The following is a 24,910-nucleotide window of genomic DNA, read 5'->3' as shown; positions in this document are numbered from 1 at the left end:
TTGCATTTTCAAAAATGGATTCCGAATGAAGCAATTTAAAGGAAAAACAATACGGTTATTAGCGGTTATTTGCGGGATTTTACTCAGCCCGCTGACGCTTGCAGCCACATTAACCGATCTGGCCGGGCGCACTGTGGTGCTGCCCGCCAGGGCCGAGCGCATTATTTTGGGCGAGGGCAGAATGCTGGCCAGCTTAGCTATTCTTGATCGCGAATTACCCGCAAAGCGGGTGGTGGGGATGCTGGGAGATTTCGAACAGCTTGATCCGGGCAGCTATGAGCAATACCGCAAGGTTTACCCAAAACTGGATCAGATCACCCGCCTTGGGCGCAGCAGCCAGAGTTTTAGTGTGGAAGAAGCCATTGGGCTAAAGCCGCAGCTGGCTATTTTCAGCCTGCGTGGCCATGGCCCGGATGCCAGTGATCAGGCGACTTTACAGCGCTTGAGCAAGGCCGGTATTACGGTGATTTACGTGGATTTTACCAAAGACCCACTGAGAAATACCGAGGCCAGTATCCGGGTTTTGGGGCAGGCTTTGGGCAAAGTCAAAGCGGCAGAAGAATATATCGCCTTTTATCGTGAAGAAATGGCCAAAGTCAGCCAGGGGCTGGCGGGGGTAAGCCACAAGCCTAAGGTTTTTCTGGAAAGCCGGGTAGGTTTGTCTAATGGCTGCTGCGAAACGATTACCCACGGCATGCTGGGCCGTTTTGTGGACGCGGCGGGAGGTGACAATATTGCCAATGCACTGGTGCCGGGCAGCCATGGCACGGTAAGTGTGGAATATCTGTTGCAGTCACAGCCTGAGGTTTATATCGGCACAGGGATTGGTAATCCGCTGACGGCAAGGCAATCGGGCAGCCCGCGGATTGCCTTGGGCGCCGGGATTGACGAAGCGACTGCCAAAGCTTCTTTGCAGCGCTCGCTGGGCCGCACCGGCATTGCTCAGCTTACTGCGGTGCGCCAGGGCCGGGCCTATGCGATTTCGCATCAGTTTAATTACAGTGCCGCAAATGTGGCCGCAGTGCAGGCCATGGCCAAGTGGCTGTATCCGGCCCGCTTTGAGCAGCTGAATCCCCAAGCCACATTGCAAAATTTTTATAAGCGTTTTCAGCCGGTACCACTGCAAGGCACGTTCTGGGTGGAGGCTGATTAATGAGTGTATCGCTTGATTTGGCAGGGCAATACCGCCAGCAAAACCGCTGGCGCTTACTGCTGCTTTGCGGATTGCTTCTGGCACTGGGGCTGAGTTTTGCGGCGGATTTGGCTACAGGAAGTGCGCGTTATCCTTTATCTGCCGTGCTGGCAGGGCTTTGGAATCCTGCGCAGCTGGATGAGGGCATGAAGGTCATTTTGTTTGATGTGCGATTGCCATACGCACTCATGGCGCTGGTTGTGGGCGGTGCTTTAGGCCTGGGCGGCGCGCAGCTGCAAACCGTTTTAAATAACCCGCTGGCCAGTCCGTTTACCCTTGGGGTGGCTGCGGCCGCTACTTTGGGGGCATCACTGATGATTGTATTTGAGCATCATCTGCCCGCATTACCCCATGATTTGCTCGTGCCTGCGGGAGCATTTTCGCTGGCCTTGCTGACAACAGGCCTGATTTTATTGCTCAGCCGTGCACACGGTGGTGGTGGCGATACATTGGTGCTGTTTGGTATCGCCTTATTATTTGCGCTGGAAGCGCTGGTTTGGCTTTTGCAGTTTTTAGCGGATGCCAATGCGCTGGAGCAAATTGTTTTCTGGTCTATGGGTAATCTGGGCCGGGCCACATTGCATCATGTGGCGCTGGTTGCCGTGGTGCTGTTGGTTTGCTTTGTGCTGGCCATGCGCCGGGCATGGGCCCTGACTTTATTACGCGGTGGGGCTGCCCATGCAGCAAGCCTTGGCGTGCACGTTGAGAAATTAAGCTGGCGGGTTTTGCTGGAGGTGAGCCTGCTTACGGCGGTGGCGCTGGCCTTTGTTGGCACCATTGGTTTTGTGGGCCTGGTCGGGCCGCATATTGCCCGCTTGCTGGTGGGAGAGCAGCACAGGTTTTTTCTGCCTGCCAGCGTGCTGTGCGGCGCACTGATGCTGTCTTTGGCCTCACTGGCCAGTAAAAGTATTATTCCCGGCATTTTAATTCCTATTGGTATTGTGACTGCACTGGTCGGTGTGCCGGTCTTAATTGTGCTGATTTTGCGCCGCCGGAGTGTTGTATGAGTCTGCAGATTTCACAACTTAATATTGTTCGCGGCAAAGTGGCCGTGGTGCAATCGCTGGATCTGGCTCCTATGCCACCGGGCAGTATCACCGCCCTGATTGGCCCGAACGGCGCAGGTAAATCAACCCTGATTCATGCGCTGGCCGGATCACTGCCCGCCCGCGGGCAGATGCTGCTCGATGGTGTGCCACTGGCCTCTTTAACGCACCGCGAGCGCTGCCAGCAAGTTGGTCTGCTGCCGCAAACTTTGCCACAGGGGGCGGGGCTGACGGTTTATGAATTATTGCTGGGAGGTCTGCTCACGCTGGGCTTGCCACACCATCAGGCAGAACAGCGGATTGAGCAGGGTTTGCAGCAGTTGCGGCTGAGTCATCTGGCGATGCGGGCGATGTCTTCTTTATCAGGAGGACAGCGGCAAATGGTGGCCCTTGTGCAATTACTGGCCCGTCAGCCACGGCTATTGCTGCTGGATGAGCCAAGCAGTGCGCTGGATCTGCACTGGCAGCTGGCCATGGTGGAAGCTATTTCCCGGGATGTGCGTGAACGGGGCAGTATTGCTGTACTGGCCTTGCATGACCTGAATCTGGCTTTGCGTTGTTGCGAGCGAATTATTGTTTTGTCAGAAGGGCGCTGTGCCGCCGATGGCTCTGCGCTGGACGTACTGGACCCGGATTTACTGGCAAAAGTGTATGGCATTACTGGCCGAATCGAGCAATGTTCGCAAGGCCGGCCGATTTTTGTTCTCGATCATCTTGTTCACCCCCTTTAATCAGAGTGCTATTTATGCTGCAAAGTGAAACACAAGTGGATACCCCGCTGGCTAAGTCTTATTTATTTAAACTCTGTAAGCATTTCGCCCGAAAAATCAGGGTGGAGTTTGATGAAACAACAGGGCTGGCTTATTTTCCCTATGGCACCTGTCATTTTACGGCCTCGGCGACTGGCCTGACCTTTGTGCTGGCCGCATCAGACGACAATCAGATTGAACAGTTGCAACAGGTCATCGAGCATCATTTACAACTGATGCGCCGTGCCCCGGACCCTGCGCTGCACTGGTTGCCCTGAAGTGGCAGCAAGGGGGATGAAGTCAGGTAGAATATAAAAATTGGGGCTGTTCAGGTAAGGTTCTGACCGGCACTGTTTGTATTTTCTTTCTTACTTATTGTGCCTCGGAGCAAACAATGACGATTCGTAATGTAATCAAAATGGGCGATCCGCTTTTGCTGGAGCAAGCTGCGCCCGTTGAGGCGTTTGGCACGCCGGAATTACACAGCCTGATTAGCGATCTGTTTGACACCATGCAGGCCACAGGCGGCGTGGGGATTGCCGCGCCGCAGATTGGTATAAGCCTGCAGGTAGTGATTTTTGGCTTTGATGTGAGTGATCGTTACCCGGAGGCCGAAGCTGTGCCAATGACCGTGCTGATCAATCCGGTACTCACGCCGCTGAGCGATGAAATGGCTGATGGCTGGGAAGGCTGCTTGTCTGTGCCCGGCTTACGCGGTGAAGTGCCGCGTTATACCCGGCTGCGCTATCAGGGCTTTGATGCGGAAGGGCAGGTTATTGATCGCAGCGTCAGTGGCTTTCATGCGCGGGTGGTGCAGCATGAGTGTGATCATTTAAACGGGATTTTGTATCCGCAGCGGATTAAAGATTTGCGGCGCTTTGGCTATACCGACACGATGTTCCCTGAGCTGGCCGGGTAAATGATCCTCTGAACACTTAAAAGGATGAATGATGCGTCTCCTGTTTTTTTTCTTACTTTCTGCCCATGCCCTTGCTGGCCCTTTGCAGCTTGAATCCCGCACCATGACGTGGAAAATGCCAAAAGATGCACCTGCTTATACTTCTGGCTGGGCGGGAGGAGAGATCAGGATGCCCTATGTGTTGGGTGGGGGCGATGTGGCGGGCCGTATTAACGAAGCATTGTATTTATCGCTGGTGGGTATTGCTGCGCCACTTAAAGCCGGAAAAACCTTTCCCCTTACCGAAGGCAGTGGCGAGCTGGATGGTACTGCGTCTTTGGATTTTAGCGTGCAGCGTAACGATGGACGTATCCTCTCGCTGGATATTGAGGCGGAAGGCTGTGGTGCTTATTGCGAAGCCTATGTGCGCAGCTACAGCTTTGATGCCGCAACGGGCAGAGCACTGAGTGCCATCGATTTGTTTACTCCGGGTGGTTTATCTGTGGTGGCAAAAGAGGTGCTGGCAGAGCGTAAGCGCCGCTACTCAGAGGAAATTAAATCCTTAAAGCGGCAACAGGCTGAGTTAAAGCGTAAAAAAGTGAAGGCCGATGATTTAGCCGATATCGATGAGCGAATTGATTTTAATGAGCTCTGCCTTGAGAGTGAAAAAGAAAAGCAACAAAGCGGCCCTCAGCAAGATGTGCTTTCTTACGCACGTTTGTCTTTGCCGCAGAATAAAGCCGTATTTACAACAGGGCGCTGCAGCGCACATGTAAACCGTGCCTTAGACGATGTGGGTGATATTAGTCTCGCGATTTCGCCCAAGGATTTAGCGGCCTTGCTTAATCCCTATGGCAAGTTTCTTTTGCTGGGCCAGGCGGCCGCAGCACCTGCAGATTCGCTGTTTGCTCAGGTTTTGCATGGAAAAATAGGCAGTGCGGCGATTACGATGCGGCTTGAAATTCCTTATGGTGATGGCTCTTTTTCAGGCGTCTATTTTTACGATAAATACCGTAAAGTGATTGCTTTGCGTGGGATGAAAAAAGGCGCAACGCTGGAGCTGATTGAGCAGGTTGCAGACAAAGATCAGGCAAAACTGAGTTTAAATATCAAAGGGAATCAGCTTTTCGGGCAGTGGCAGGGCAATAACAAGCAAATACCCGCAATATTAGGCTGGTAAAACGTGTTAGCAGATGAGGCTGCTCATCGATCCTGGATAAAGGAAGCTAAATCAATGAGTGCTTTGGAAGTAGTAGAAATTAAAGCGTTTATTCCTGCTAAAGACTATGCAATATCTAAGCAGTTTTATCAGGATATGGGCTTTACTCTGGCCTCTGATACGGAGGGCGTTGCGTATTTTTATTACGGCACCAGTAGTTTTTTACTGCAAGATTATTATGAAAAAGATCATGCAGAGAATTTTATGATGCATTTATTGGTTAAAGACGTGGCGGCATGGCATGCGCATTTAAGCGCGCAAGATCTGGTGAGTAAATATCAAATTCACTTATCTGATATAGAAACACAGCCATGGAAAATGCGTGATTTTACAATAACAGACCCTGCTGGCGTGCTGTGGAGAATTGGCCAGAATATTGAGTAGTTTTACAGGCGGTAAAAGATCAATCCTGTCAGCTTAAACCCTAATTCATCAGGAATATTGAAATGCATTTATCTAATTGGCTTATTTTTTGCGGTGTAGCACTAGTGGTTACTTTTACGCCCGGCCCCGGCGTATTGCTGGCGATTTCCAACTCGCTCTCTATCGGGCCATGCCGTAGCATGATTAGCTCACTTGGCAATATGATGGGTTTGTTTATTATTTCAGGCGTAACCATGGCAGGCATGGGGGTCATATTGGCCACATCCGCCATCGCATTTACCACATTAAAACTAAGCGGTGCGGCCTATTTGATTTATCTAGGCATTAAACAATGGCGCAGCAAGGCTAGTCTTTTTTCTGCCCCCATCTACCAAGCAGATTCACACTCAGCTTGGCGCTTATTCAGCCAAGGTTTAACAGTTGCACTCACTAACCCGAAAGCTATTTTATTTTTTTCGGCGCTGTTTCCACAATTTATTAAGCAAGATGCGCCTGTCCTGGCTCAATTCACCGTATTGACCATCACTTTTGCAGCTTGCGCCCTGATATCACACGCTTTTTATGCATTATTGGCCCGCAGCTTAAAAAGCCAATTTGCCAATCCTCGGCGTATGCAGCTTTTTAATTATGCATCGGGTGGTTTATTTGTAGTGCTGGGGCTTAGCCTGCTGCGCTTGCGCAATAAAACAATTTAAAGAACACTCTAATGAACTCTTTTGATCAAGTTAATATACAAACAAATCGTAAAGCCAGAAGATGCAATGTTTTTCGCAGGAGCAGCACTAGCAGCGTATAAAAACATTCACTGCTGGAGCTGCTCCTCTATTACAGATTCTGGGTTGGCAGGATTGGGTAAAAGATATCGCTGCCCCCGAAGTATTAATGTTTCTTCTGCCATGCCGATTTATTAATCAATAGTGCAATGAGCATAATCACCCCGCCAATGATCAAACGCGGAATATCCTGCGCCTGATGCCAGAAGATTAAATTAATCATCAGCCCCACCGGAATATGCATATTATTCATCGCGCCTAAAGTACCCGCATCCACTAAACACGCCCCTTTATTCCACCAGTAAAAGCCCAGTGCGGACGCAGCCAGGCCAAGGAAGGCTAATACGGCAAATTGCTCTATACTCTGGGGAAGCTTGCTGGCGTTGCCAAAGATTAAAAATGAGGGCAGGGCAATCAGTAGCGCGCCTAAAAAGAAATAGCCAAAGCTGGCCGATTGGGGCTGCTGATCCGGGTAATATTTATTTAAATAGCGATAGCCCACCTGGCCGGCGGCAAAAGTGATATTGGCCAGTTGCAGTAATAAAAAGCCATTTAAGGCATTGCTGTCAATGTGATTGTAGCGAATCACTAAAGAGCCCAATACGGCAATTAAAGCAGCGGCCATGGCCCTTGGATTAAAATGCCTTTGTAATAAATCATCAAGCAGGGTGATATAAATCGGCGTGAAAATAGTAAACAGCAATACTTCCGCCACGCTGATAAATTGGAATGAGCGATAAAGGCATAAATAGGTTATGCCAAATTGCAACGCACCTGCTGCCATGGTGCCTAATTTGCGTACTGTGCTGATCCCTGCCCAGCGGGTAAAGGGCAGAAAAACCAGCCCTGCAATCGCAACGCGGCTGAGTACGGCAAAATCGCTGTCTACATGGCCCGCTAAAAATACGCCAATCAGATTAAACGATAAGGCCCAGACAACGGTAATAAAGGCGAGATAGGGCAAGAATCTTATCCTCTTTAACAAAACTGCTGATTTTAACTGTTTAAGATCTTGCAAGCGCTATTCTCCTGCATTCTTTTTTACACTCGTTTATTCGTGTAATTGTTAATTAAGCCAATCATTCTTTACTTACAAAATAAACCGTACTGCGGCGTGTAAGCTAAAAATAGCTGGCAGTTTTTATAAATTAACATACGCTAATGAAACGCTGCTTAATGACTGCCCTCATTAAGTAAACATCAGGCATTGCCTAATGAGTCTGATGATTTGTACTCACCCTTTCAGGAGAGGCATCACGATGAAGATCAGTCATAAAGTGGGATTAGCGGCAGCATTCGTGTTGTTACTTACTGCCAGCTTGCTTTCAATTACCCAAATTAATCAAATCAGAAGTACTCTGCGCAGCCAGGCAGAATCTACTATCAGTGAGTCGAGCAATGTATTGGCGAGGCAAATTGAGAATTGGTTAAATGGCAAATTACAGCTGATTGATTTAATGGCTCAGGACATTGACCGTAAATTCAGCAATGAGCAAATTGATCACACTTTTTCTATGCCCATATTAAAAGAACAGTATTTATTAATTTTTGGTGGCCTGGAAGACAATGAAGGCAAGCGGATCACCAATGATTTAACCTGGAATCCTCCTAATTGGGATGCCCGTAAACGCCCCTGGTATCCCGTTGCCAAAGCGGCTTCAAGAGCGGTACTGACTGAACCTTATGCCGATGCAGGCACGGGGGAGATTTTGATTTCTGTGGTGGCAAGGCTCTCAGATAAGGGGCAGTTTAAAGGCGCTTTTGGCGGTGATTTAAGCCTTAAAACGGTTTCTGAAGCTGTGAATACGCTGGATTTTAATCATGCGGGCTATGCTTTTTTGCTGAGTAAATCGGGGAAAATTATTTCTCATCCCAAGGCTGATTTAAATGGTAAAAGCTACAGCGAATTATTTGATGGCAGCAGCCCTGCTCTGGAAAAGACACTCCAGAATGTAAAGGGGGGAGGAAAAAAACTACTGGTTTCATTTACACCACTTGTTAATTTAAAAGGAATGGATTGGTATATCGGCGTGGTGCTGGATGAAGAACTTTTAATGGCAGAAACCAATGCCTTAAGCTGGCGCTCTGCACTGGGCACGATTGCAGGCGTGCTGATCAGCATGCTGGTGCTGGGTATTTTAATGAGCAAATTACTTAAACCGCTCGACCATTTAAACCAGTCATTGCATGAAATTAATCGTGGTGAAGGCGATTTAACCAATCGGCTGCCTATTGTGGGCAATGATGAGATTGCGCATGTTTCGAAAGAATTTAATTACTTTTTACAAACACTGCAAACGCTGATCAGTGAAGTAAAAAGCAGCTCAGTTTTAGTCAGAGAAAGCACGGTATTTACATCAGATGCAGCCAATCAGGCCTCCGGCCGCCTGCAGGTACAGCTTCAGGAATTAGATCAGCTGGCTGTTTCCATGCAGGATATGTCGGCTAAAGCGGAAGAAGTAGCCGGTAATGCTGAAGCCGCAGCTCAGGCTGCTGTGACGGCAAATGAAGAAACACAAAGTGGTGTGGAACTGGTTTCGCGCTCCACAGAAGCGATTCAGCGCCTTGCGGATGAAATGAATGATACCAGTCAGGCGATTAATGAATTAGCTAAATTAAGCCAGAGTATTGAATCGATTTTATCTGTGATTACCAGCATTGCTGACCAGACTAATTTATTAGCCTTGAATGCGGCTATCGAGGCTGCCCGCGCAGGTGAAGCGGGGCGTGGTTTTGCAGTCGTCGCGGATGAAGTGAGAAAATTAGCGTCGCTGACCCAGCAATCCACGCGTGAGATCAGAGAAATGATCGATCAGTTGCGCACCGGGGTAAAACAGGCAGAAGAAAGAATGCAGCAAAGCAGCAGTACTGCCAGTGTGACGGCAACCGAGGCGGGGGCGGCAAATGAAATGCTGGGCAGAATCAGCGAGGGAATTACCCGGATTAATAAAATGAATTTACAAATATCTATCGCCGCTGGCGAGCAAAGCGCAACCACAGAGGTGATTAACCGTAATACCACTAATATCCGGGATATCAGCCATCAGGTAGCAGATGGCGCAGACAGCCAGGTCCGGCAATGTACGGTGATGGTTGATCAGGTCAGTAATCAGGATCAATTATTAGACAGGTTTAAAGTTTAGGTTTTTTTGGAAGGGGGCGCCGCAGCTTTTATTTAAGTTGCGGCGCCTTTTGTTCATTTATATTGGAAAAGCCCCAATACGTTTTAAGGTGCCTGATCCCATCAGGGACAGATGTGTTTGCGGATCGCCGTAATATTGAATATTGCCTGAGCCTGCCACGCTGGCGCTGAGCTTGTTTTGTGCCGCTACAGTAATTAGCCCGGAACCCGCAAGGCTTAAGCTGACTTCTTTGGCTTTTAACTGTGCTGTATCAATTTGGCCCGATCCGCCAATAGAAACAGATAATTTATTGCTGTTGCCTGCTGCTTTAAATGAGCCGCTCCCGCCTAAAGACACATCTGATTCATTGTTTTGCAAAGCTTGAATGGCCACCGCTCCGGAGCCCCCGATATTGACGCTTAAATCTGGAGCATCCAGTTTTTCCAGCTGAATTTTTCCTGAGCCACCCACATTAATACTGAATTTTTTAGCAATTAAAGCGTTAGAAAAGACGGTGCCTGAGCCGCTTAAATTAAGCCGGTCTATGTTTTTGGTGCGGACAATGATATTGAGTGTTTTGGTGTTTAATTCAATGTTTTTATGGCGGATTTTAAGCGTGCCATTTTCTACCACGGTTTCAATTACCGGAATGATGTTGTTGTCACTTTCAATGGTCACGCTTTCAATATTGCCCTGGATGATTTCTACCCGGCCGGTGGTTTCACTGCTCAGCGCATTAAACGTGGCAATAACCCGGGTTTGTTTTTCTATCTTGCCTGAGCCCTGTATGGTTTTGCTAAACAGAGAAAACGCATGGGCACTATTAAACTGAAAAATGCTCAGTGTGATTAAAAGCAGGCTGCTGAGGCGTTTCATTTTTATTCCTTACGCTGTTTGTATGAACAATGTGGATTAATGTTAGAAATTATGCGCTCAGCGTAAATATTATGCTGCAATCATGCGATATTCTGCTTAATGCGTGGCATAGAATGCAGTTTCAGCCGCTTAGTCTGCAATTGGCCTGGCATTAGAAATACCCGCTGCCACATGGGCCGTCGGTGCAACGCTGGCGGCAGAATCACAATGGCCGGTTTGATCATCAAAAAATAAATCAGGCGCGAATACTTTTAAGAAAGGGCCTTTGTCTAAGCCACCTAAAAAGTAAGCTTCATCAACTTGAATATTCCAGCTCATCAGGGTACGAATCGCCCGTTCATGCGCCGGTGCACTGCGTGCCGTCACCAGGGCAGTGCGGATTTTCATTGGTGCGTCGCCTGCATCCTGTTGCAGGCGGTGTAAGGCTTGTAAAAATGATTTAAACGGGCCGGGAGGGAGCGGCTGCTGCACTTTAGCGCTTTCGTGCGCTTGAAAAGCGTGCAGGCCATCCTGCTGGTACACGCGCTCTGCCTCATCTGAAAACAGCACGGCATCGCCGTCAAAAGCAATGCGGATCTCATCAGGGTGCTGCTCGGTACTGGCCGATTTTGGATAAACCCGTGCCGCAGCAAAATCGGCAGCCAGTGCATCACGCACATCCGTTTCGTCGGCAGATAAAAACAGATTGGCCTGCAAAGGCTCTAAGAAAGACCATGCTGGCCGCCCGCGGGTAAATACGCCTCGCAGTAAGGGCAGGCCGTGGGTATAACAGGATTTAAATACCCGCAGCCCGCTGACAGGATCATTGCGCGAAAGAATCACAACTTCTACCCGCTGCTGCCCTGGGCTGTTAAAGGCCAGTAGTTTTTTGACCAGAGAATAGGCCATGCCAGGCGCGGCAGGCTCGTCGATTTTATCCAGTTGCAGGGCCATATAAGGTTGATCGTCGGCCTGATCAAAAATGAGATTTTCGGCTTCAAAATCAAAGAGCGCGCGGGATGAAATAGCAATAACTAACTGGCCGTCCAGAGATGCAGGCATGGGTTTTCTTTTTGGGAGGGATGATGAGCTCAGGAAGCAATGTAAGTGCTGTGATAGTTATTTGCAAGTCAGGCATGAGCCTTGGGCAGGCGATATTGTTTACGGTAACGGGCGGGTGTCTGGCCTTTCAGCTCGGTAAATTTACGATAAAACTGGCTGAGGCTGGGAAAGCCACAGTCTTCTGCCAAAGCAGGGATCGGTTGCTCGCTGCTGAGTAAAATCTGGCAGGCATGGCTGATGCGTATTTGGGCCAGCAGGGCGCTAAAACTGGTTTTCATTTGCTCTGCAAACAGGCGCTTGATGGTGGCTGTGCTGGTGTTGGCGGCAAGGGCTAAATTATTGAGCGTGACTTGCCGGGTAAAGTGCGTTTGCAAATAGCCTAATGCAGCATTTAAGCGCCGGTCTTGCGCTCCGCTGTGAGGCTCGCCTTGTAACAGCCGCTGCTCCGGGTCTTGTTGTAAGCAGGATAAAATTTCCAGCAGGCAAGCCAGCCGTGCTAAACCGCGCAGCTCATGTAGTTGTACAAAGCGTGGCGCCAGCATTGCGCTGATGTTCTGACCAAAAATCACCCCCATACGAATTTGCCCCAGCCATTGGCAAAGCGGCAACAGCTCAGGTGCACCCTGGCTGGCTAAGGTTTGTAACCAATCGAGCGTAAAGTAAGCCACTTGTACTTCTTTTAAATCGCCTTCCGGTGCCGAATGCCATGTATGCGGCTGGTTTGGGGCAACGAGGGCTAAATCAAGCTCAGTAAACGGGCTGGCATCACTGCCGATATAGCGTGTGCCATGGGCATGCCGGGTAAAGGTCAGCTCGAATTCCGGATGGTAATGCCACTGAAACGGGCAGAGCTGCGCTTTAGAGTAAAGATACTGCCAGCCTTGACCCTGAGTGTTTCCCACCCATTCTCTGATTAACATCTTGCTGCTCAAATATGGAATGAGCTGATTGTAGAAGAAATAGATCTGGCGCTGGAACTTTAAGCAAAAAATATCGGGCAGAATTTGCGCATTCAAAGGAGATTTGCATGAGCAATACCATGGTCTTAATGGCACGCGCTTTTTTATTTGATATGGACGGCACGCTGGTCGATTCATCCAGCAAAGTAGAAGCTGTCTGGTCGGCATGGTGCCAGAAGCATGGCGTGGATTTAAGCGGTGTGATGGCGATTCAGCAGGGTGTGCGTTCTGAAGACACCATACGCAAAGTGGCACCTCATCTGGATGCCGTGCAGGAAGGGCGCTGGGTTGATCAGTATGAAGCCGGTGATTGCGAAGGCATTACAGAAATCCCCGGCGCAGCCAGGCTGCTTGCTGCCTTGCCGCAGACTTGCTGGACGGTGGTTACTTCGGCAGGTCTGGAGCTGGCCGGTAATCGCCTTGGCTACTGCCAGCTGCCCGTGCCGCCCCATATTGTGTGTGCAGAAGATGTGAGCGCAGGTAAGCCCGATCCTCAGGCCTATCTGTTGGCGGCCAGCCGTTTAAACACTGCGCCCCGCGATTGTATTGCTTTTGAAGATGCGCCAGCAGGCGTTGCCAGCGCCCTGGCAGCAGGCTGCGCGGTGGTGCAAATCGGCGGAGCGCATAAATTACATCCGGATGTGCTGGCCCTGTTGCCAGATTGGCAGGGGGTGACCGTTGCGGTGGATAATGGCCATTTATTTTTGAGCCTTCCGAAATGAACACATTAAATTTACTGGGCTTTGCTGCCGGGGCTTGCACTACAGCGGCATTTATTCCGCAGGTGTGGCAGGTGTGGACAACACGTTCAGCAAAAGATATCTCGCTGGGGATGTATCTGGTGTTTGTGACGGGGGTGATGCTCTGGCTGGTCTATGGTTTATTTACTAAAGAGTTGCCGCTGATTATCGCCAACGCCATTACGCTGGCACTGGCCGGGGCGGTATTGGCAATGAAATTGTATTTTGAGCGGAAGTAAGCAGGAGGAAAGGGGCTTGCCCTGGCTTCAACCCTGTTAGCCTGAGAACATGTTTTTCTTAGGACAGGGTACAAGCTGCGAAGTACGCGGCATGCTCCCCGTGTGTGCACCTGATTTGGTCTTTAGTAGCAAACAAAGAAAAAAGATCACGACTAAACTCTTGGCACGGGGCTTAATTCTCCCCTTGAAACACGCCGGAGTGAGGAACAAGCGGGGCGGGGTTTCGGCAAGGGAGCGAGGCAGCGAGCCAATCCCGCCCGCCGCCGACTCGATTGTCCGCAGCGCAGGGGACTTCGTGTTTCGTGGGGTGGCCTTCTTTCGCTTCCTTTCTTGGCCACACAAGAAAGGAAGGTCCAGCGGGACGCCCGCACCTAAATCAACGTGCCGAAGGCACTAAAAAGGTCTTTGTGACTTTGCTTCGTGCACATGGGGTGAAGCCCGCGAAATTCAAGGGTTTCAACCACCCAGCGATGATTCAATATTTGCAGTGCGCAGCAGAGTAATGACAAATAGCTATGTTGGGTGCCCGGCTTTGCACCACCTAATCCAGCTCAGCCTCAATCTCTGATGCAAAGGCAATGGCTACGCCGCCTGAGCCGATATTTACTCCTGCGGTAGTGCTCATTTCGCAAAGCAATAATTGCACACCATGGCTTTTGCAGGCTTGTTTTAATTTTTGGTAGGCAGGCATATCGGTGACAACTGCCGGATCGCCGCCGTAGCTGACGCAAATGGTGGGGGCAAACAGGCCGCGCTCCAGATGGGCCCGGGCGAGTGAAAATAGTTTTTCAACGCCTGCACTAAAGCCATGAATACGGGCCACAGGCGCAGTGACGCCGCGATAGGCACGCACGACCGGCTTAATATCGAGTGCGCTGCCCAGCGCATAGGATAAAAAGCCCACACTCTTATCGCCTTTACGCCGTGCCTGGTGACGTAACTGGCCTAAATCGGCAGGCATTAAAAAGCCCTGAGTGGTTTGAGATAATCGCTCGATATGTTTTGTGATTTCAGAATTAGAAGCCTGCAGGCTGATTAAACGGGCCACTTCAGCAACAACTAATCCCTGGCCGGCAAAAATATTGGCGCTGTCAAATACACGCAATGTAAAGGGTTTATTCAGGCTGGCTTGTTCGCGAATAGGGCGGTATTCGGTAAGAATGGCTCTGGCCGCCTGGCTGCAGTGATTAAAAATCTGGCTGCGGGATTGCATTACTGTAAGGCAAAAAACGGCATCAAAATCTAATACCAGGCGGGATAAAAATAATTCACGGATTTGTTCTGCAGAAAAAGGCTCTGATTCAAAATCAGCCACGCCTGCCGCAGCCTGGCGGCGATAAAAATCACGCGTAGCAGCAGGATCCCGATTATCAATAAAAGTGCCATCGCTGCCATGAATGGTAATTGGCAAAATGACGATCTGATGTTTATCCAGAAAATCCCGGGGTAAATCGCAGCATGAATCCGTGACTAAGCCAATACGCATTGTTATCTCCTCTGAGCATTATTTAGGATGGCCATCTGATGTGGCTCTGTTTTAAACAAGGCAGTGCATTTAAAACGCATGATTTACAACAATGCGCAATGCAATTTATCACTAAGATCTCAATTCTATTACAGGGATAAACCCGTATAAAAATGGTGCTCTGAATACTTGGTACGGTTTTATTTGTTTTAAATTTATCTTTTAAAACAGCGTGGAATGGCCGCTGTGGAATAAATGCGCCATGTTTTTTCCAGCAACAGTACAGAGGTGCTTTACAATATTTATTTTTGCCCCATCCGGAGATTTCAGTCATGCCCGTTAATCTGCCTACACTTGATCCCAGCCAGCTTTTTCCTGTTGCCGGATTAGAGCTTGGTATTGCCTCAGCAGGTGTTAAAACCGCAGGCCGTAAAGATGTGCTGGTAATGCGATTAGCGAAGGGCAGCCGTGCCGCAGGGGTATTTACACTGAATAAATTTTGCGCAGCCCCCGTGCGTATTTGCCGCAGCCATCTTGCCGACACGGGTGAGATTCGCGCTTTGGTGGTGAATACCGGCAATGCAAACGCAGGTACAGGCCTGGATGGCTATGAGCGCGCTAAAGAAATCTGTTTTGCACTGGCTGAGCGCCTAGATATCAGCCCGGCACAAGTGCTGCCATTTTCTACCGGCGTCATTTTAGAGCCGCTTCCGGCTGCTAAAATTATTGATGCGCTGGATGCAGCTATTGGCGATCTGAAACCAGCGAATTGGTTTGAAGCCGCTAATGCCATCATGACCACCGATGTGGCGCCTAAAGCCGCCAGCAAGAAAATTGTGCTGGATGGTAAAACCGTGACCCTCACCGGTATCAGCAAGGGCGCGGGCATGATTCACCCGAATATGGCGACCATGCTGGGCTATCTGGCCACCGATGCCGCTGTATCGCAAGCAGTGCTGCAAGAATTAGTCAGCTGGTCGGCAGACCGCTCGTTTAATTCGATTACAGTGGATGGCGACACCAGCACCAACGACAGCTTTATTCTGATGGCAACCGGCCAGGCGGGGAATGCCGAAGTGGCCGACACCCAGAGTGCAGATTTTATTACCCTGCGCGATGCGGTATTGGAAATCAGCCAGACGCTTGCCAAAGCGATTATTCGTGATGGTGAAGGCGCAACTAAATTTATTACGATTAATGTGGAAGGCGGTATTGATCGCGCTGAATGTAAAGCAGTTGGCTATGCCATTGGCAGATCGCCTCTGGTTAAAACGGCTTTCTTTGCTTCTGACCCAAATCTGGGCCGTATTCTCTGCGCGATTGGTTATTCGCATGTTGAAAATCTGGACGTGGATAAACTGGAAGTGTGGCTGGATGATGTGCTGGTGGCCAAAGATGGTGGCCGCTATGCGGGCTATAAGGAAGAAGACGGCCAGCGCGTGCTGAAGCAATCTGAAATCAGTATCACCGTAAAATTAAACCGTGGTACTGAATCTGCAACTATCTGGACTTGCGATTTTTCTTACGATTACGTCAAAATTAATGCGGATTATCGCAGCTAAAATGCAGGGGGAGGGGAGCAGGTTTTATTACTTTCAACTCCCCGCCTCTGTTTTTTTGGGTGTTAAGCTTTCTTCAGAAAACAAGCCTTCAGCATAAAGTTGCCTGCATCCATACGGCAATCTACTTCATGATCCCCGCCGGATACCAGACGAATGCTCTTCACTTTAGAGCCTTGTTTCAGCACGGTAGATGTGCCTTTTACTTTTAAATCTTTGATCAGAACCACTGCATCGCCATCAGCCAGCACGGTACCGTTGGCGTCTTTAACGATGGTGTCGTCACTGTCATCACTGGCAGCTTCTTGCATTGGCCATTCAAAACCACAGTCTGCACAGACGTAGTTTTCTGCATCCGGATAGGTGTTTTCTAATGTGCATTGTGGGCAAGCAGGGATATTCGCCATGATGTTTTTTTTACAAAGTTGATTCAGATTAGCCGGATTATAACATCTGCCTTCACTGAGCGCCCTGCATGGGGCGACAGGTTTGTACTTGTACTTTGCACTTTATTGCGGCTGCGCAATGGCGGAGGCTGGTTAATTCAGGCACAAAGGGGGGTGATAGCCCCCTTTGTGCGCAGTTAGTTAACGCGGACGAAAACGAATACCCAAGCCATTGATATATTCGCTGCTATGGCCAAAAAAGCTGATGATTTCATTTTGTGGTGGTGCTGTAAAACTAAATGGTTTTAAATTGCTCACAGATTCTGCTTTACCAATAGCGGGCAATAAACGTTTATTGGTGCGGATTTTAAGCTGCGCAATACAGGTTGCATTGCCAAATTTATATTGTCCGAATTGCCCTGATACCTCGGTAATATATTCATCGGCGGCAAAGGTAATGGTGGTCAGCTGCCCGCCATTGCCCCCATGCTGTGGCATGGTTTGTGTGTCGTACACAGCCTGTATGGCATCAATTACCCAGTCAGAGCGAATATAAAGCTGTGAGAGTCTGGCATTGGCCGCCGGATGATCGTCAAAATTTCTGTTTTGTTCTCCTGCCGGGCCTTCCTGCCAGCGGGCCAGCCATTCTTCACGAATCTGTGCTTTAAAGTCTGAATAGGCCCAATCCGAATCCGGATCAAATTGTTTAATTTGCCCGTCTTCAATGTAATCAAAGTATTCATAGTGCTGGGTATCATCTGCTTCGTAGCGATAAGATTGAATCGTTGCGCAGAATTGATCGCCCTTGGGCTTGGGGTTAAACAACTGGTGAATCTGATAATAATCAGGGGTCAGAAAAGTGACTTCATCGGTCTGGGCAATCACTTTTCCCCATGGTGTTAAAAGCTGAGGGCTGAGCGCTGCAAACCAGGAAACCTGAATTTGCCCATACAGCACTTTGATCACAGCACAGGCGTCGCCATGGTCGTGAATGGGTGAGCCATTGCCGGCGGGCCATATTTCTAACACATAGGGCTGGCCGGGTGAATCGCCAAGATTAGTATCGATTGTGATGCGCAGATAGCCAAATTCGGCTGGTTTTTCTGCTAATTTTTTGTAGCAAATACAATCTGGCGTCAGGATGGAGTGCTGAATTGCTTCGGGGAAATCAGGAAAATCTGCCGGGCGCAGGCTCATGCTTTTACCGGCTACATTGGCATAGAGCCGCTGGCATGCTTCTGGCAGATCCGCAATTACACTGATTTTGTTGTCAGCCAGCAGCTCCAGCGTTACATCATCCATAGAAACAATATGCGGTGATGGATCAAGATTGACAGGGATGGCTAGCAGCTGCAGCTTGCTGACTTCAGTATTTTGAATATTAATCGCATTGATTTCAGCAGTATTGAGCTGCTTATCTGATGCCTGTGCCCAGCTGTATTCAAAAAGCATCAGCGTGCGCAGCATTTCGCCCTTACCGTAGCGTATCCGTTTGTTATTGCTGTCGAGACTAAGCCAATAGGGCTGCAGCTCACCGCTTGGGTTGAGCCCAACCCCGGATTTTTTGGAAATTTCAACGCCGTTATAGAGAAGGCGAACGCCGCTGGCTTCAATCTCCAGGCGGACAGCGTTGCTATTGTCGCTTTTCAGCTCGATCGCAAAGGCATTGAATGAGCCGGGCAAAACCGACACCGTTCCTTGTCCTTTGACCGGAAACCTGGCGGTGTTGCTGCCCTCAAACGAGCTATGGATCAGATGCTGCACTTGCTGGTGTGGCGTGGTAGCGAGCTTCATTTTGACCTCTCAAAAGTGGTTTGCATTGAGTCAGATTGGGGCCATTGCCCATCGCAGGCGGCTTAAACACGGCCCAGTGGGCGTGCCCGATGTTTTTTCTATTCAATGAAAGCATAAGATTTATATTTAGTAATTTTTAACCGTTATTTATTTACAAGATGCTTACTTTTATAAATCTTAGAAATGATGATAGTTCTTAATTTTTGCTTTGTTAAAAAAAGATGAGGCAACAGAGTCTGGGCGTAGCAAGCAGCTTATTTGCTTGCAGCAAGGCATGATCTGTAAGGGGGAAAGGGGGTACAGCAGGGGGCAGAAGGTATAAAAAAACCCCAGGCTTCACAGCCTGGGGTTTTTGAAGGTTGGCTTATTCGGGCATTAAAAGGCCGGAACAATCGCGCCTTTGTATTTTTCAGTGATAAACGTTTTAACAGCAGGGCTGTTTAAAGCGGCAATCAGTTTTTTCATGGCCGGGCTGGCTGCGTTATCCGGGCGTGCCACAAGGATGTTGGCGTAAGGCGATTGTGCGCCTTCGATGACCAGAGCATCCTTGCTTGGGTTAAGGTTGGCAGCAAGGGCATAGTTGGTGTTGATCAGGGCTAAATCAACTTGGGTCAGCACGCGTGGCAGCGTGGCGGCTTCCAGCTCGCGGAATTTCAGCTTCTTGCTGTTTTCTACGATATCGCGGCTGGTAGACAGGATGTTTTTGCTATCTTTCAGCTTAATAATGCCTGCTTTTTCCAGCAGCAAGAGCGCGCGGCCGCCGTTGGTGGCGTCGTTAGGGATCGCTACGGTTGCGCCCTCGCTCAGATCTTTCAGCGATTTTACTTTGCTGGAATACGCGCCAAATGGCTCAACATGCACCAGTGCCACACTTTGCAGACGTGTGCCTTTACCCTTGTTAAATTCATCCAGATAAGGTTTGTGCTGGAAGAAATTAGCGTCTAAACGTTTTTCTGCTAATTGCACATTAGGCTGTACATAATCAGTAAATACTTTGATTTTTAACTCTACGCCTTCTTTAGCCAGCTGTGGTTTTACAAACTCCAGCAGCTCGGCATGAGGAACTGCCGTTGCGCCAATAGTGAGTGTGTCTGCGGCTTGTGCATTAAAAGCTAAGGCCGCTGTGAGTAGCGCAATGATCTTTTTCATAAAAGTTTATTCCCTTGTAAGGTAAACACCAAAAAAGCAGTTCGTATTTTAAGGCTTAAGACATCGTCTGGCGTAAAAGTTATGGTTTATTTGCGGCTAAAGTGCGTAACCAAGCGATCGCCAATCATTTGTAAGATCTGCACCAGAATCAGCAGCAGGATTACCGTGACCACCATTACATCGGTTTGAAAGCGCTGATAACCAAATCGAATCGCCAGATCACCCAAGCCGCCACCGCCGATCACACCAGACATCGCGGCATATGAAACCAGGGTAATGGCAGTGACCGTAATGGCCGCCAAAATACCCGGCAGGGCTTCGGGCAGCAGGGCGCCAAATACAATTTGTCTTGTGCTTGCGCCCATAGACTGAGTGGCTTCAATAATGCCCCGGTCTACTTCACGCAAGGCAGTTTCAACGAGGCGGGCAAAGAAAGGCGTTGCACCAACCACCAGCGGCGGGATTGCGCCTGCTACACCCAGTGAAGTGCCAGCAATCAATACCGTAAACGGAATCATGATAATCAGTAAGATCACAAACGGCACAGAGCGCAGTACGTTTACAAGGAAAGATAAAACCCCGTAAACCGCAGGCTGATCAAGCAGCTGGCGCTTGCCGGTTAAAAACAGCAGCACGCCCAGCGGTAAGCCAAGTACCAGCGTAAATACTAAGGAGCCAGCCAGCATCAGCAGCGTATCTTGCCCAGCCAGCCAGATTTCTGCCCAATCAATATTGGCGGTCAGTTGATTAAAGAATTCCATTAGCGTAATACCTCTACATCAATCCCTTCAGCGCTAAAGCGGGCGAGAGCCGCGTCTACATCACGTCCGCTCAGGGCAAGGGTAAGCTGGCCGCAAGGCGTATCTTTAATACGCTCGATACGGCCGGCCAAGATACTAAAATCTACCGCGCAATCTCTGGCTACCGAGCCCAGAATCGGCTGGTATGTTGAATTGCCAATAAAGGTCAGGCGTACGATTTTGCCTTCAACGTGCTTGTAATCGTCGTACTGCTTGTTTTCATCGATATGCTCGGCTTCGAAAACAAAGCGGCGGGTAGTGGGGTGTTTGGGGTGCAAAAATACTTGCGTAACCGGCCCTTCTTCCACAATCAGGCCACCATCAATCACGGCCACGCGATCACAAATCGTGCGGATCACATCCATTTCATGCGTGATCAAAACAATGGTCAGGCCCAGCTGCTTATTAATATCCAGCAGTAATTGCAAAACAGATTGTGTGGTTTGCGGGTCAAGCGCGCTGGTGGCTTCGTCGCAAAGCAGCACTTTGGGGCGATTAGCCAGTGCACGGGCAATGCCGACGCGTTGCTTTTGCCCGCCGGATAGCTGCGCCGGGTATTTATCGCGATGATCGCTAAGGCCTACCAGGGCCAGTAATTCATCTACGCGCTGCGTGATTTGAGCTTTGTTGAGCGTGCCGGCAATCTTTAAAGGAAAGGCAACGTTTTCGCCTATGGTTTTGGAGCCCAGCAAATTAAAGTGCTGGAAAATCATGCCCACCTGCTGGCGCAGGCCACGCAGGGCCGAGGCGTTCAGCTCGGTTACATCATCGCCGTCGAGCAAAATGCGCCCGCCGGTAGGGCGCTCTAATAGATTGATCAGGCGGATCAGCGTGGATTTACCCGCGCCGGAGTGGCCGATAATGCCAAATACAGAACCTGCGGTAATCGATAAAGACACACCAGCAAGCGCCGGGATATCGCGGCCATCGACCCGATAAGCCTTGCTGACGTTTTCAAGTTTAATCACTGTAGTGCAAACCTTGTGGGCCAGCAGCATGCCATGCTTAAGGCTGATCAGCTGTGGAAAAAGCGGCTTTGTTTATCGCTCATTTTTGCAGACACAGCGGGGCGTCATCACCACCAACTCTTTGCATAAAATGAATTCTGTCTCAAACCGGTTTTTCCCGCTGCGATCGCTTATGGGAGGCAAGGCTGCCAGATTTAAAAAATAGCAGGGGATTCTAAAGCCCAAACAAATAATCCCAAAACCCTTAATCAGCTAAGTTAAGTTTTATAAAGCATAAAACGGCCAGACAGGGCGCTGTCGAGCCGTTTTAGCTGAGTTTTTTACGTATTTCTGCGAAATTTAGTAATAAATACCACGAAAAATACCCGTGCTCAGGCGTAAGGATTATACCTGTTTCCCCGCCCCTTGCCGCCATAGAATTCAGCCATGCAAGCCAGTGCGGTTTTTTTAACAGTCCGCCTGATCAGGCTGGCTGGTTTTTCTGCAGCTGGATTACGGCCGCTTCTATCTCTGCCTCAGCCTGCAAGCGGATGGCGGGATCATCGGGCTGATTTTCTAATTGCCCCAGGCAATAGCTTAAGCGATTAGCTCCAATTTGCCCTGCAATGCCCTTGGCACTATGGGCATGCCGCTGGCGGTTTTCAAAGAGCGGCTCTTCTGTCAGCTGGGTAAAGAGCAGCGTAATTCTGTCCAGGCCTCTTTGTGCAACTTTGATACATTTTTCGGGAGGATAAGCCAAAGCCTGAGCAACCTGTTTCAAATCCAGAATGGCCAGTCCCGGCTCTGGTATTGCCGGGGCATTGTTCTGCGCTAAGGCTGCAAAAAGAGTGGTGCGGTGGAAAGGTTTTTCTATCCACTGGTCGATGCCCGCTGCAGCGAGATCTGCTTCATTGGGTGAATGCCCGGCGCTGACCAGCAAAATACGGCCTTTGAAATGAAGGGCGCGTAAGCTTCTGGAAACCTGCATGCCGTTCATAAGCGGCATATGGTAATCCAGCAGCACGGTATCAATCGGGCCTGCAGTACGCCATGCGCTGAGTGCGGAAAGGCCGTCTTCACAGGCAATGACCTGAGCGCCTGCGGTATGGAGCAGCTCATTGAGTAATTCGCGGTTAATTTCCTGATCTTCAGCGATTAAGATGGTTTGCCCATCCAGCCTGATGGTTTCTGTGTTGTAAAGCGGTGCCAGAGAGCCAGCGGTTTTACTTTGTACCGGCACGCAAATGGTGAAATTAGCGCCTTTGCCAAGTTCGCTTTTTAGGGAAATACTGCCGCCCATTAATTGGGTAAAGTCTTTGCAGATGGATAAGCCTAAGCCCGCGCCTCCAGCGCGTTTCCCCAGCCAGGTTTGTTCGAAAGGCGCAAATACTTTCTGGCAATCTGCTTCGGCAATACCCGGGCCGGTATCAATGACTTCGGCCATTAAGCTGGATTGACCGTTTATTTGCTCAAGGCTGAGAGACAAGCGCACGCTGCCTTGCTCTGTAAACTTAATGGCATTGCCCACTAAATTAACCAATATCTGGCGTAATTTACCGGTGTCTAATACAAAATCACCCTGTAATTCAGAATGAATTGTAAAGCTGATATTTTTTGATTTAGCCTGCTCTTCAAAAAGTGATTTTAACTGCCGGACTAAAACCTCAATTGAAATTGTGCTTTCATCCAGCTGGGCGAGGCCCACTTCTAATTTGCTGACATTAAGCACATTTCCAATCAGGCTTAATAAGTAATCGCCGCTGTCTGCAATATGCGACAAGCTTTGCTGCTGAGCTGTATTGAGCGTGCTGTCGTGTTTCAGCCTGTCTACATAGCCCAGAATAGAAGTCAGCGGCGTGCGGATTTCGTGGCTTACATGGGCAAGGAAATTCCCCTTGGCAAGATTGCCCGCTTCTGCGTCGCGCCGGGCCAGATCCAGCTCGTGCGTGCGCTGCATCACCAGCGCTTCCAGCTCTGACGCTTCTCTTTCTAATTGCAGGCGATAGGCGTGTTCAAGGCGTTCTTTCTGCCGGTTTATTTCTGCTACGCGCAGCGCCATTGCGGCGCTGAATAATAAAATTTCAATCACAATGCCAACAGAATTATAGCGGTAGCTTAATGGTGTATGGTCAATCAGGCCAAAACCACGTAAGCCCCAGGTTACCGTGATCGATACCGTATAGATAGTCCAGGCCAGTGCAAATAATCTGGCTCCGGAAACCCTATAGCGCACCGCATATAAGCTGGCCGCAATATGGAGTAAAAATCCTGCGCCGCCCATTTCTAAAGCCAGCAGCGCAAACTGGGTAAAACCAAATAACGCTGCTGCGCTGCTGATAGCGCCACAGGCAATAATGGCTTTTAATCCAATATCAAGCCTTGGTGTGATTTGTGAGGTTTTTAAATAGAGCCGTACAAACTGGGCGGCACAAATATAATAAAAGCCACTTAATATATATAAAAGAGTAAGGCTGTATTGCCCCCGCCATAAATATAAGGGCATTAAACCTGTGGCACTTAAATGGGCCAGGGTCAGGGTAATTAAATTAAGGCCATAAAATAAAAAAGTCTGATCTCTGGCTGCAGAAAACACAGCTATTGCAGCAAAAGAAACTAAAAGCATGATGCCGAGCATGCCACCCCAAAGCAGCATTTCCCGGTTATTGGCCTGTAGAAACTCTTTCTCTCCCCATACCCGGACATCAGAAACAATCGGCCCGGCCATGTCTTCTTCTTCGCTGTAAACCACCCGCATCAGCACTTCCAGCTGAGTATGGGCCTGAATTTTTTGCAAAAAAATGGGGCGCACGGTGGCTAAGGGGCGGCTGTGCTCGCTTTGAGCAGCATTAAAGTGCTGGCTTTGCCATGGCTCACCCTTTTGACGCGTGTAAAGGGTAACCCCGCCGATTTGCGCCTCGGTATATTCAAGATAATGACTGATGGGGGTGGAGCCGGGATTATCCAGGCGAAACGAAAACCAGACTGCATTACGGGAGTAGCCCAGCACATGCAGCAGGCCTTTGGGAGTGTGAAACTGGCCGGCATCGCGCTGTTTTTCAGCCCCGTGCACATCAAGGCGGCGGCTTGGGTCTTGCCACACTTTCAGCTCATTCTCTATCTGAACGCCAGCCATGCCCTCGTTTACCGTGAATGCCTGAGCCGGGCCAAATAGAAACATAGCCAGACACAGCCCAAGCCAGTATCGGCAGATAGCCCTGAAAAGAGGATGAAGTGTCAGGATATACAAGGTCTATTTCTTAGTAAAAGCATGCGATATATTTTCTTTGCCCTGAGTGAAGCTTTCTTCAAAAACAATAAAAAATAACAATGCAAGTAATACTTGCGTTAAAATGGTTAAAGTCGCGAATAATGAGAGCGGCATAATACGTGCTTTAGGTGAAAAAAGGCTATAGCGCTTTCTATTGATATGGATATTATTTATTGAAGCCGTATCTAAAGCTGACGTATTGTTGTCGGCCACTGACTGTTTGTTTGCTTTTTTGGTAAACAAATCATCGTTTTTCACCATGATCCCTGCAGGAACGCGCGTAAAATTGTGATGCTACGAATCA

At 49.2% G+C, this 24,910-nt stretch carries 24 protein-coding genes; 12 read left to right on the top strand and 12 right to left on the bottom strand.

Annotation, left to right across the window (positions count from 1 at the left end; all coding sequences use genetic code 11):
• Window positions 1-25 precede the first annotated feature (25 nt).
• The 8 genes from HA050_RS11440 (at window position 26) to HA050_RS11405 (ending at window position 6,183) form a co-directional block, all read left to right on the top strand.
• The gene (locus HA050_RS11440) at window positions 26-1,153 is read left to right on the top strand and encodes an ABC transporter substrate-binding protein (RefSeq protein ID WP_166826026.1); all 1,128 of its coding nucleotides are present in this window, start codon (window positions 26-28) and stop codon (window positions 1,151-1,153) included.
• On the top strand, window positions 1,153-2,199 hold the full coding sequence (locus HA050_RS11435; RefSeq protein ID WP_166826024.1) for a FecCD family ABC transporter permease: 1,047 nt from the start codon (window positions 1,153-1,155) through the stop codon (window positions 2,197-2,199). The genes HA050_RS11440 and HA050_RS11435 overlap by 1 nt, the downstream gene beginning before the upstream one ends.
• The gene (locus HA050_RS11430; protein WP_166826021.1) at window positions 2,196-2,969 is read left to right on the top strand and encodes an ABC transporter ATP-binding protein; all 774 of its coding nucleotides are present in this window, start codon (window positions 2,196-2,198) and stop codon (window positions 2,967-2,969) included. The genes HA050_RS11435 and HA050_RS11430 overlap by 4 nt, the downstream gene beginning before the upstream one ends.
• A gap of 14 nt (window positions 2,970-2,983) precedes the next feature.
• Window positions 2,984-3,265 carry a DUF2218 domain-containing protein gene (locus HA050_RS11425; protein WP_166826018.1) on the top strand — a complete coding sequence of 94 codons (282 nt, stop codon included), beginning with the start codon at window positions 2,984-2,986 and terminating at the stop codon, window positions 3,263-3,265.
• A gap of 116 nt (window positions 3,266-3,381) precedes the next feature.
• Window positions 3,382-3,906: a peptide deformylase gene (gene def, locus HA050_RS11420; protein WP_166826015.1), complete on the top strand. Its 525-nt coding sequence runs from the start codon at window positions 3,382-3,384 to the stop codon at window positions 3,904-3,906.
• 31 nt (window positions 3,907-3,937) lie between these two features.
• Window positions 3,938-5,065 carry a hypothetical protein gene (locus HA050_RS11415; RefSeq protein ID WP_166826012.1) on the top strand — a complete coding sequence of 376 codons (1,128 nt, stop codon included), beginning with the start codon at window positions 3,938-3,940 and terminating at the stop codon, window positions 5,063-5,065.
• A gap of 54 nt (window positions 5,066-5,119) precedes the next feature.
• A complete protein-coding gene (locus HA050_RS11410; RefSeq protein ID WP_166826009.1) occupies window positions 5,120-5,488 on the top strand; it encodes a VOC family protein in 369 nt (122 codons plus the stop codon).
• A gap of 62 nt (window positions 5,489-5,550) precedes the next feature.
• Window positions 5,551-6,183 carry a LysE family translocator gene (locus HA050_RS11405; protein ID WP_166826006.1) on the top strand — a complete coding sequence of 211 codons (633 nt, stop codon included), beginning with the start codon at window positions 5,551-5,553 and terminating at the stop codon, window positions 6,181-6,183.
• A gap of 184 nt (window positions 6,184-6,367) precedes the next feature.
• Here the strand turns inward: HA050_RS11405 and HA050_RS11400 are convergent, their stop codons facing one another.
• A complete protein-coding gene (locus HA050_RS11400; RefSeq protein ID WP_166826002.1) occupies window positions 6,368-7,225 on the bottom strand; it encodes a DMT family transporter in 858 nt (285 codons plus the stop codon).
• A gap of 295 nt (window positions 7,226-7,520) precedes the next feature.
• On the opposite strand from HA050_RS11400, the gene HA050_RS11395 reads away from it, so the two are divergent.
• The gene (locus HA050_RS11395; protein ID WP_166825999.1) at window positions 7,521-9,404 is read left to right on the top strand and encodes a methyl-accepting chemotaxis protein; all 1,884 of its coding nucleotides are present in this window, start codon (window positions 7,521-7,523) and stop codon (window positions 9,402-9,404) included.
• 57 nt (window positions 9,405-9,461) lie between these two features.
• On the opposite strand, the gene HA050_RS11390 is transcribed toward HA050_RS11395, so the two are convergent.
• The 3 genes from HA050_RS11390 to HA050_RS11380 form a co-directional block, all read right to left on the bottom strand.
• Entirely contained in the window at window positions 9,462-10,259 is a 798-nt protein-coding gene (locus HA050_RS11390; protein ID WP_166825996.1) for a head GIN domain-containing protein, read from the bottom strand.
• A 129-nt stretch (window positions 10,260-10,388) separates the two neighbouring features.
• Window positions 10,389-11,300: a 5'-nucleotidase gene (locus HA050_RS11385; RefSeq protein ID WP_166825993.1), complete on the bottom strand. Its 912-nt coding sequence runs from the start codon at window positions 11,298-11,300 to the stop codon at window positions 10,389-10,391.
• A 68-nt stretch (window positions 11,301-11,368) separates the two neighbouring features.
• Window positions 11,369-12,220 (bottom strand): AraC family transcriptional regulator, encoded by an 852-nt coding sequence (locus HA050_RS11380; RefSeq protein ID WP_166825990.1) that lies wholly within the window; start codon window positions 12,218-12,220, stop codon window positions 11,369-11,371.
• A 107-nt stretch (window positions 12,221-12,327) separates the two neighbouring features.
• On the opposite strand from HA050_RS11380, the gene HA050_RS11375 reads away from it, so the two are divergent.
• Window positions 12,328-12,981 (top strand): HAD-IA family hydrolase, encoded by a 654-nt coding sequence (locus tag HA050_RS11375; protein ID WP_166825987.1) that lies wholly within the window; start codon window positions 12,328-12,330, stop codon window positions 12,979-12,981.
• Window positions 12,978-13,238 carry a SemiSWEET transporter gene (locus tag HA050_RS11370; protein WP_166825985.1) on the top strand — a complete coding sequence of 87 codons (261 nt, stop codon included), beginning with the start codon at window positions 12,978-12,980 and terminating at the stop codon, window positions 13,236-13,238. The genes HA050_RS11375 and HA050_RS11370 overlap by 4 nt, the downstream gene beginning before the upstream one ends.
• 541 nt (window positions 13,239-13,779) lie before the next feature.
• On the opposite strand, the gene HA050_RS11365 is transcribed toward HA050_RS11370, so the two are convergent.
• Window positions 13,780-14,724, bottom strand: a complete 945-nt coding sequence (locus HA050_RS11365) for a DegV family protein (RefSeq protein WP_166825982.1) — start codon at window positions 14,722-14,724, stop codon at window positions 13,780-13,782.
• A gap of 311 nt (window positions 14,725-15,035) precedes the next feature.
• Between HA050_RS11365 and argJ the strand changes: the two genes are divergently transcribed.
• Window positions 15,036-16,265 carry a bifunctional glutamate N-acetyltransferase/amino-acid acetyltransferase ArgJ gene (gene argJ, locus HA050_RS11360; protein WP_166825980.1) on the top strand — a complete coding sequence of 410 codons (1,230 nt, stop codon included), beginning with the start codon at window positions 15,036-15,038 and terminating at the stop codon, window positions 16,263-16,265.
• Window positions 16,266-16,327: 62 nt separating this feature from the next.
• Here the strand turns inward: argJ and HA050_RS11355 are convergent, their stop codons facing one another.
• The 7 genes from HA050_RS11355 to HA050_RS11325 form a co-directional block, all read right to left on the bottom strand.
• Window positions 16,328-16,669 carry a zinc ribbon domain-containing protein YjdM gene (locus HA050_RS11355; RefSeq protein WP_166825977.1) on the bottom strand — a complete coding sequence of 114 codons (342 nt, stop codon included), beginning with the start codon at window positions 16,667-16,669 and terminating at the stop codon, window positions 16,328-16,330.
• Window positions 16,670-16,849: 180 nt separating this feature from the next.
• Window positions 16,850-18,442: a jacalin-like lectin gene (locus HA050_RS11350; RefSeq protein WP_166825974.1), complete on the bottom strand. Its 1,593-nt coding sequence runs from the start codon at window positions 18,440-18,442 to the stop codon at window positions 16,850-16,852.
• Between the two features lie 375 nt (window positions 18,443-18,817).
• Window positions 18,818-19,591 carry a MetQ/NlpA family ABC transporter substrate-binding protein gene (locus HA050_RS11345; protein ID WP_166825971.1) on the bottom strand — a complete coding sequence of 258 codons (774 nt, stop codon included), beginning with the start codon at window positions 19,589-19,591 and terminating at the stop codon, window positions 18,818-18,820.
• Window positions 19,592-19,677: 86 nt separating this feature from the next.
• Window positions 19,678-20,352, bottom strand: a complete 675-nt coding sequence (locus tag HA050_RS11340) for a methionine ABC transporter permease (RefSeq protein ID WP_166825968.1) — start codon at window positions 20,350-20,352, stop codon at window positions 19,678-19,680.
• On the bottom strand, window positions 20,352-21,359 hold the full coding sequence (locus tag HA050_RS11335) for a methionine ABC transporter ATP-binding protein (protein WP_166825966.1): 1,008 nt from the start codon (window positions 21,357-21,359) through the stop codon (window positions 20,352-20,354). The genes HA050_RS11340 and HA050_RS11335 overlap by 1 nt, the downstream gene beginning before the upstream one ends.
• A gap of 463 nt (window positions 21,360-21,822) precedes the next feature.
• Entirely contained in the window at window positions 21,823-24,516 is a 2,694-nt protein-coding gene (locus HA050_RS11330) for a hybrid sensor histidine kinase/response regulator (protein ID WP_166825963.1), read from the bottom strand.
• Window positions 24,517-24,588: 72 nt separating this feature from the next.
• Window positions 24,589-24,867, bottom strand: coding sequence for a hypothetical protein (locus HA050_RS11325; RefSeq protein WP_166825960.1), 279 nt, complete (start codon window positions 24,865-24,867; stop codon window positions 24,589-24,591).
• Window positions 24,868-24,910 lie beyond the last annotated feature (43 nt).

The organism is Iodobacter violaceini (assembly GCF_011601265.1).
Lineage (GTDB): Bacteria > Pseudomonadota > Gammaproteobacteria > Burkholderiales > Chitinibacteraceae > Iodobacter > Iodobacter violaceini.
Note: the sequence above shows the minus strand (reverse complement) of the source record. Positions and strands in the feature narration are given on the sequence as shown.

What these genes read in the sequence shown, in the direction of transcription:
- HA050_RS11440 (WP_166826026.1), top strand. Translation starts at nt 26, where the DNA reads ATGAAGCAATTTAAAGGAAAAACAATACGGTTATTAGCGGTTATTTGC.
- HA050_RS11435 (WP_166826024.1), top strand. Translation starts at nt 1,153, where the DNA reads ATGAGTGTATCGCTTGATTTGGCAGGGCAATACCGCCAGCAAAACCGC.
- HA050_RS11430 (WP_166826021.1), top strand. Translation starts at nt 2,196, where the DNA reads ATGAGTCTGCAGATTTCACAACTTAATATTGTTCGCGGCAAAGTGGCC.
- HA050_RS11425 (WP_166826018.1), top strand. Translation starts at nt 2,984, where the DNA reads ATGCTGCAAAGTGAAACACAAGTGGATACCCCGCTGGCTAAGTCTTAT.
- def (WP_166826015.1), top strand. Translation starts at nt 3,382, where the DNA reads ATGACGATTCGTAATGTAATCAAAATGGGCGATCCGCTTTTGCTGGAG.
- HA050_RS11415 (WP_166826012.1), top strand. Translation starts at nt 3,938, where the DNA reads ATGCGTCTCCTGTTTTTTTTCTTACTTTCTGCCCATGCCCTTGCTGGC.
- HA050_RS11410 (WP_166826009.1), top strand. Translation starts at nt 5,120, where the DNA reads ATGAGTGCTTTGGAAGTAGTAGAAATTAAAGCGTTTATTCCTGCTAAA.
- HA050_RS11405 (WP_166826006.1), top strand. Translation starts at nt 5,551, where the DNA reads ATGCATTTATCTAATTGGCTTATTTTTTGCGGTGTAGCACTAGTGGTT.
- HA050_RS11395 (WP_166825999.1), top strand. Translation starts at nt 7,521, where the DNA reads ATGAAGATCAGTCATAAAGTGGGATTAGCGGCAGCATTCGTGTTGTTA.
- HA050_RS11390 (WP_166825996.1), bottom strand. Translation starts at nt 10,259, where the DNA reads ATGAAACGCCTCAGCAGCCTGCTTTTAATCACACTGAGCATTTTTCAG.
- HA050_RS11385 (WP_166825993.1), bottom strand. Translation starts at nt 11,300, where the DNA reads ATGCCTGCATCTCTGGACGGCCAGTTAGTTATTGCTATTTCATCCCGC.
- HA050_RS11380 (WP_166825990.1), bottom strand. Translation starts at nt 12,220, where the DNA reads ATGTTAATCAGAGAATGGGTGGGAAACACTCAGGGTCAAGGCTGGCAG.
- HA050_RS11375 (WP_166825987.1), top strand. Translation starts at nt 12,328, where the DNA reads ATGAGCAATACCATGGTCTTAATGGCACGCGCTTTTTTATTTGATATG.
- HA050_RS11370 (WP_166825985.1), top strand. Translation starts at nt 12,978, where the DNA reads ATGAACACATTAAATTTACTGGGCTTTGCTGCCGGGGCTTGCACTACA.
- HA050_RS11365 (WP_166825982.1), bottom strand. Translation starts at nt 14,724, where the DNA reads ATGCGTATTGGCTTAGTCACGGATTCATGCTGCGATTTACCCCGGGAT.
- argJ (WP_166825980.1), top strand. Translation starts at nt 15,036, where the DNA reads ATGCCCGTTAATCTGCCTACACTTGATCCCAGCCAGCTTTTTCCTGTT.
- HA050_RS11355 (WP_166825977.1), bottom strand. Translation starts at nt 16,669, where the DNA reads ATGGCGAATATCCCTGCTTGCCCACAATGCACATTAGAAAACACCTAT.
- HA050_RS11350 (WP_166825974.1), bottom strand. Translation starts at nt 18,442, where the DNA reads ATGAAGCTCGCTACCACGCCACACCAGCAAGTGCAGCATCTGATCCAT.
- HA050_RS11345 (WP_166825971.1), bottom strand. Translation starts at nt 19,591, where the DNA reads ATGAAAAAGATCATTGCGCTACTCACAGCGGCCTTAGCTTTTAATGCA.
- HA050_RS11340 (WP_166825968.1), bottom strand. Translation starts at nt 20,352, where the DNA reads ATGGAATTCTTTAATCAACTGACCGCCAATATTGATTGGGCAGAAATC.
- HA050_RS11330 (WP_166825963.1), bottom strand. Translation starts at nt 24,516, where the DNA reads ATGTTTCTATTTGGCCCGGCTCAGGCATTCACGGTAAACGAGGGCATG.
- HA050_RS11325 (WP_166825960.1), bottom strand. Translation starts at nt 24,867, where the DNA reads ATGGTGAAAAACGATGATTTGTTTACCAAAAAAGCAAACAAACAGTCA.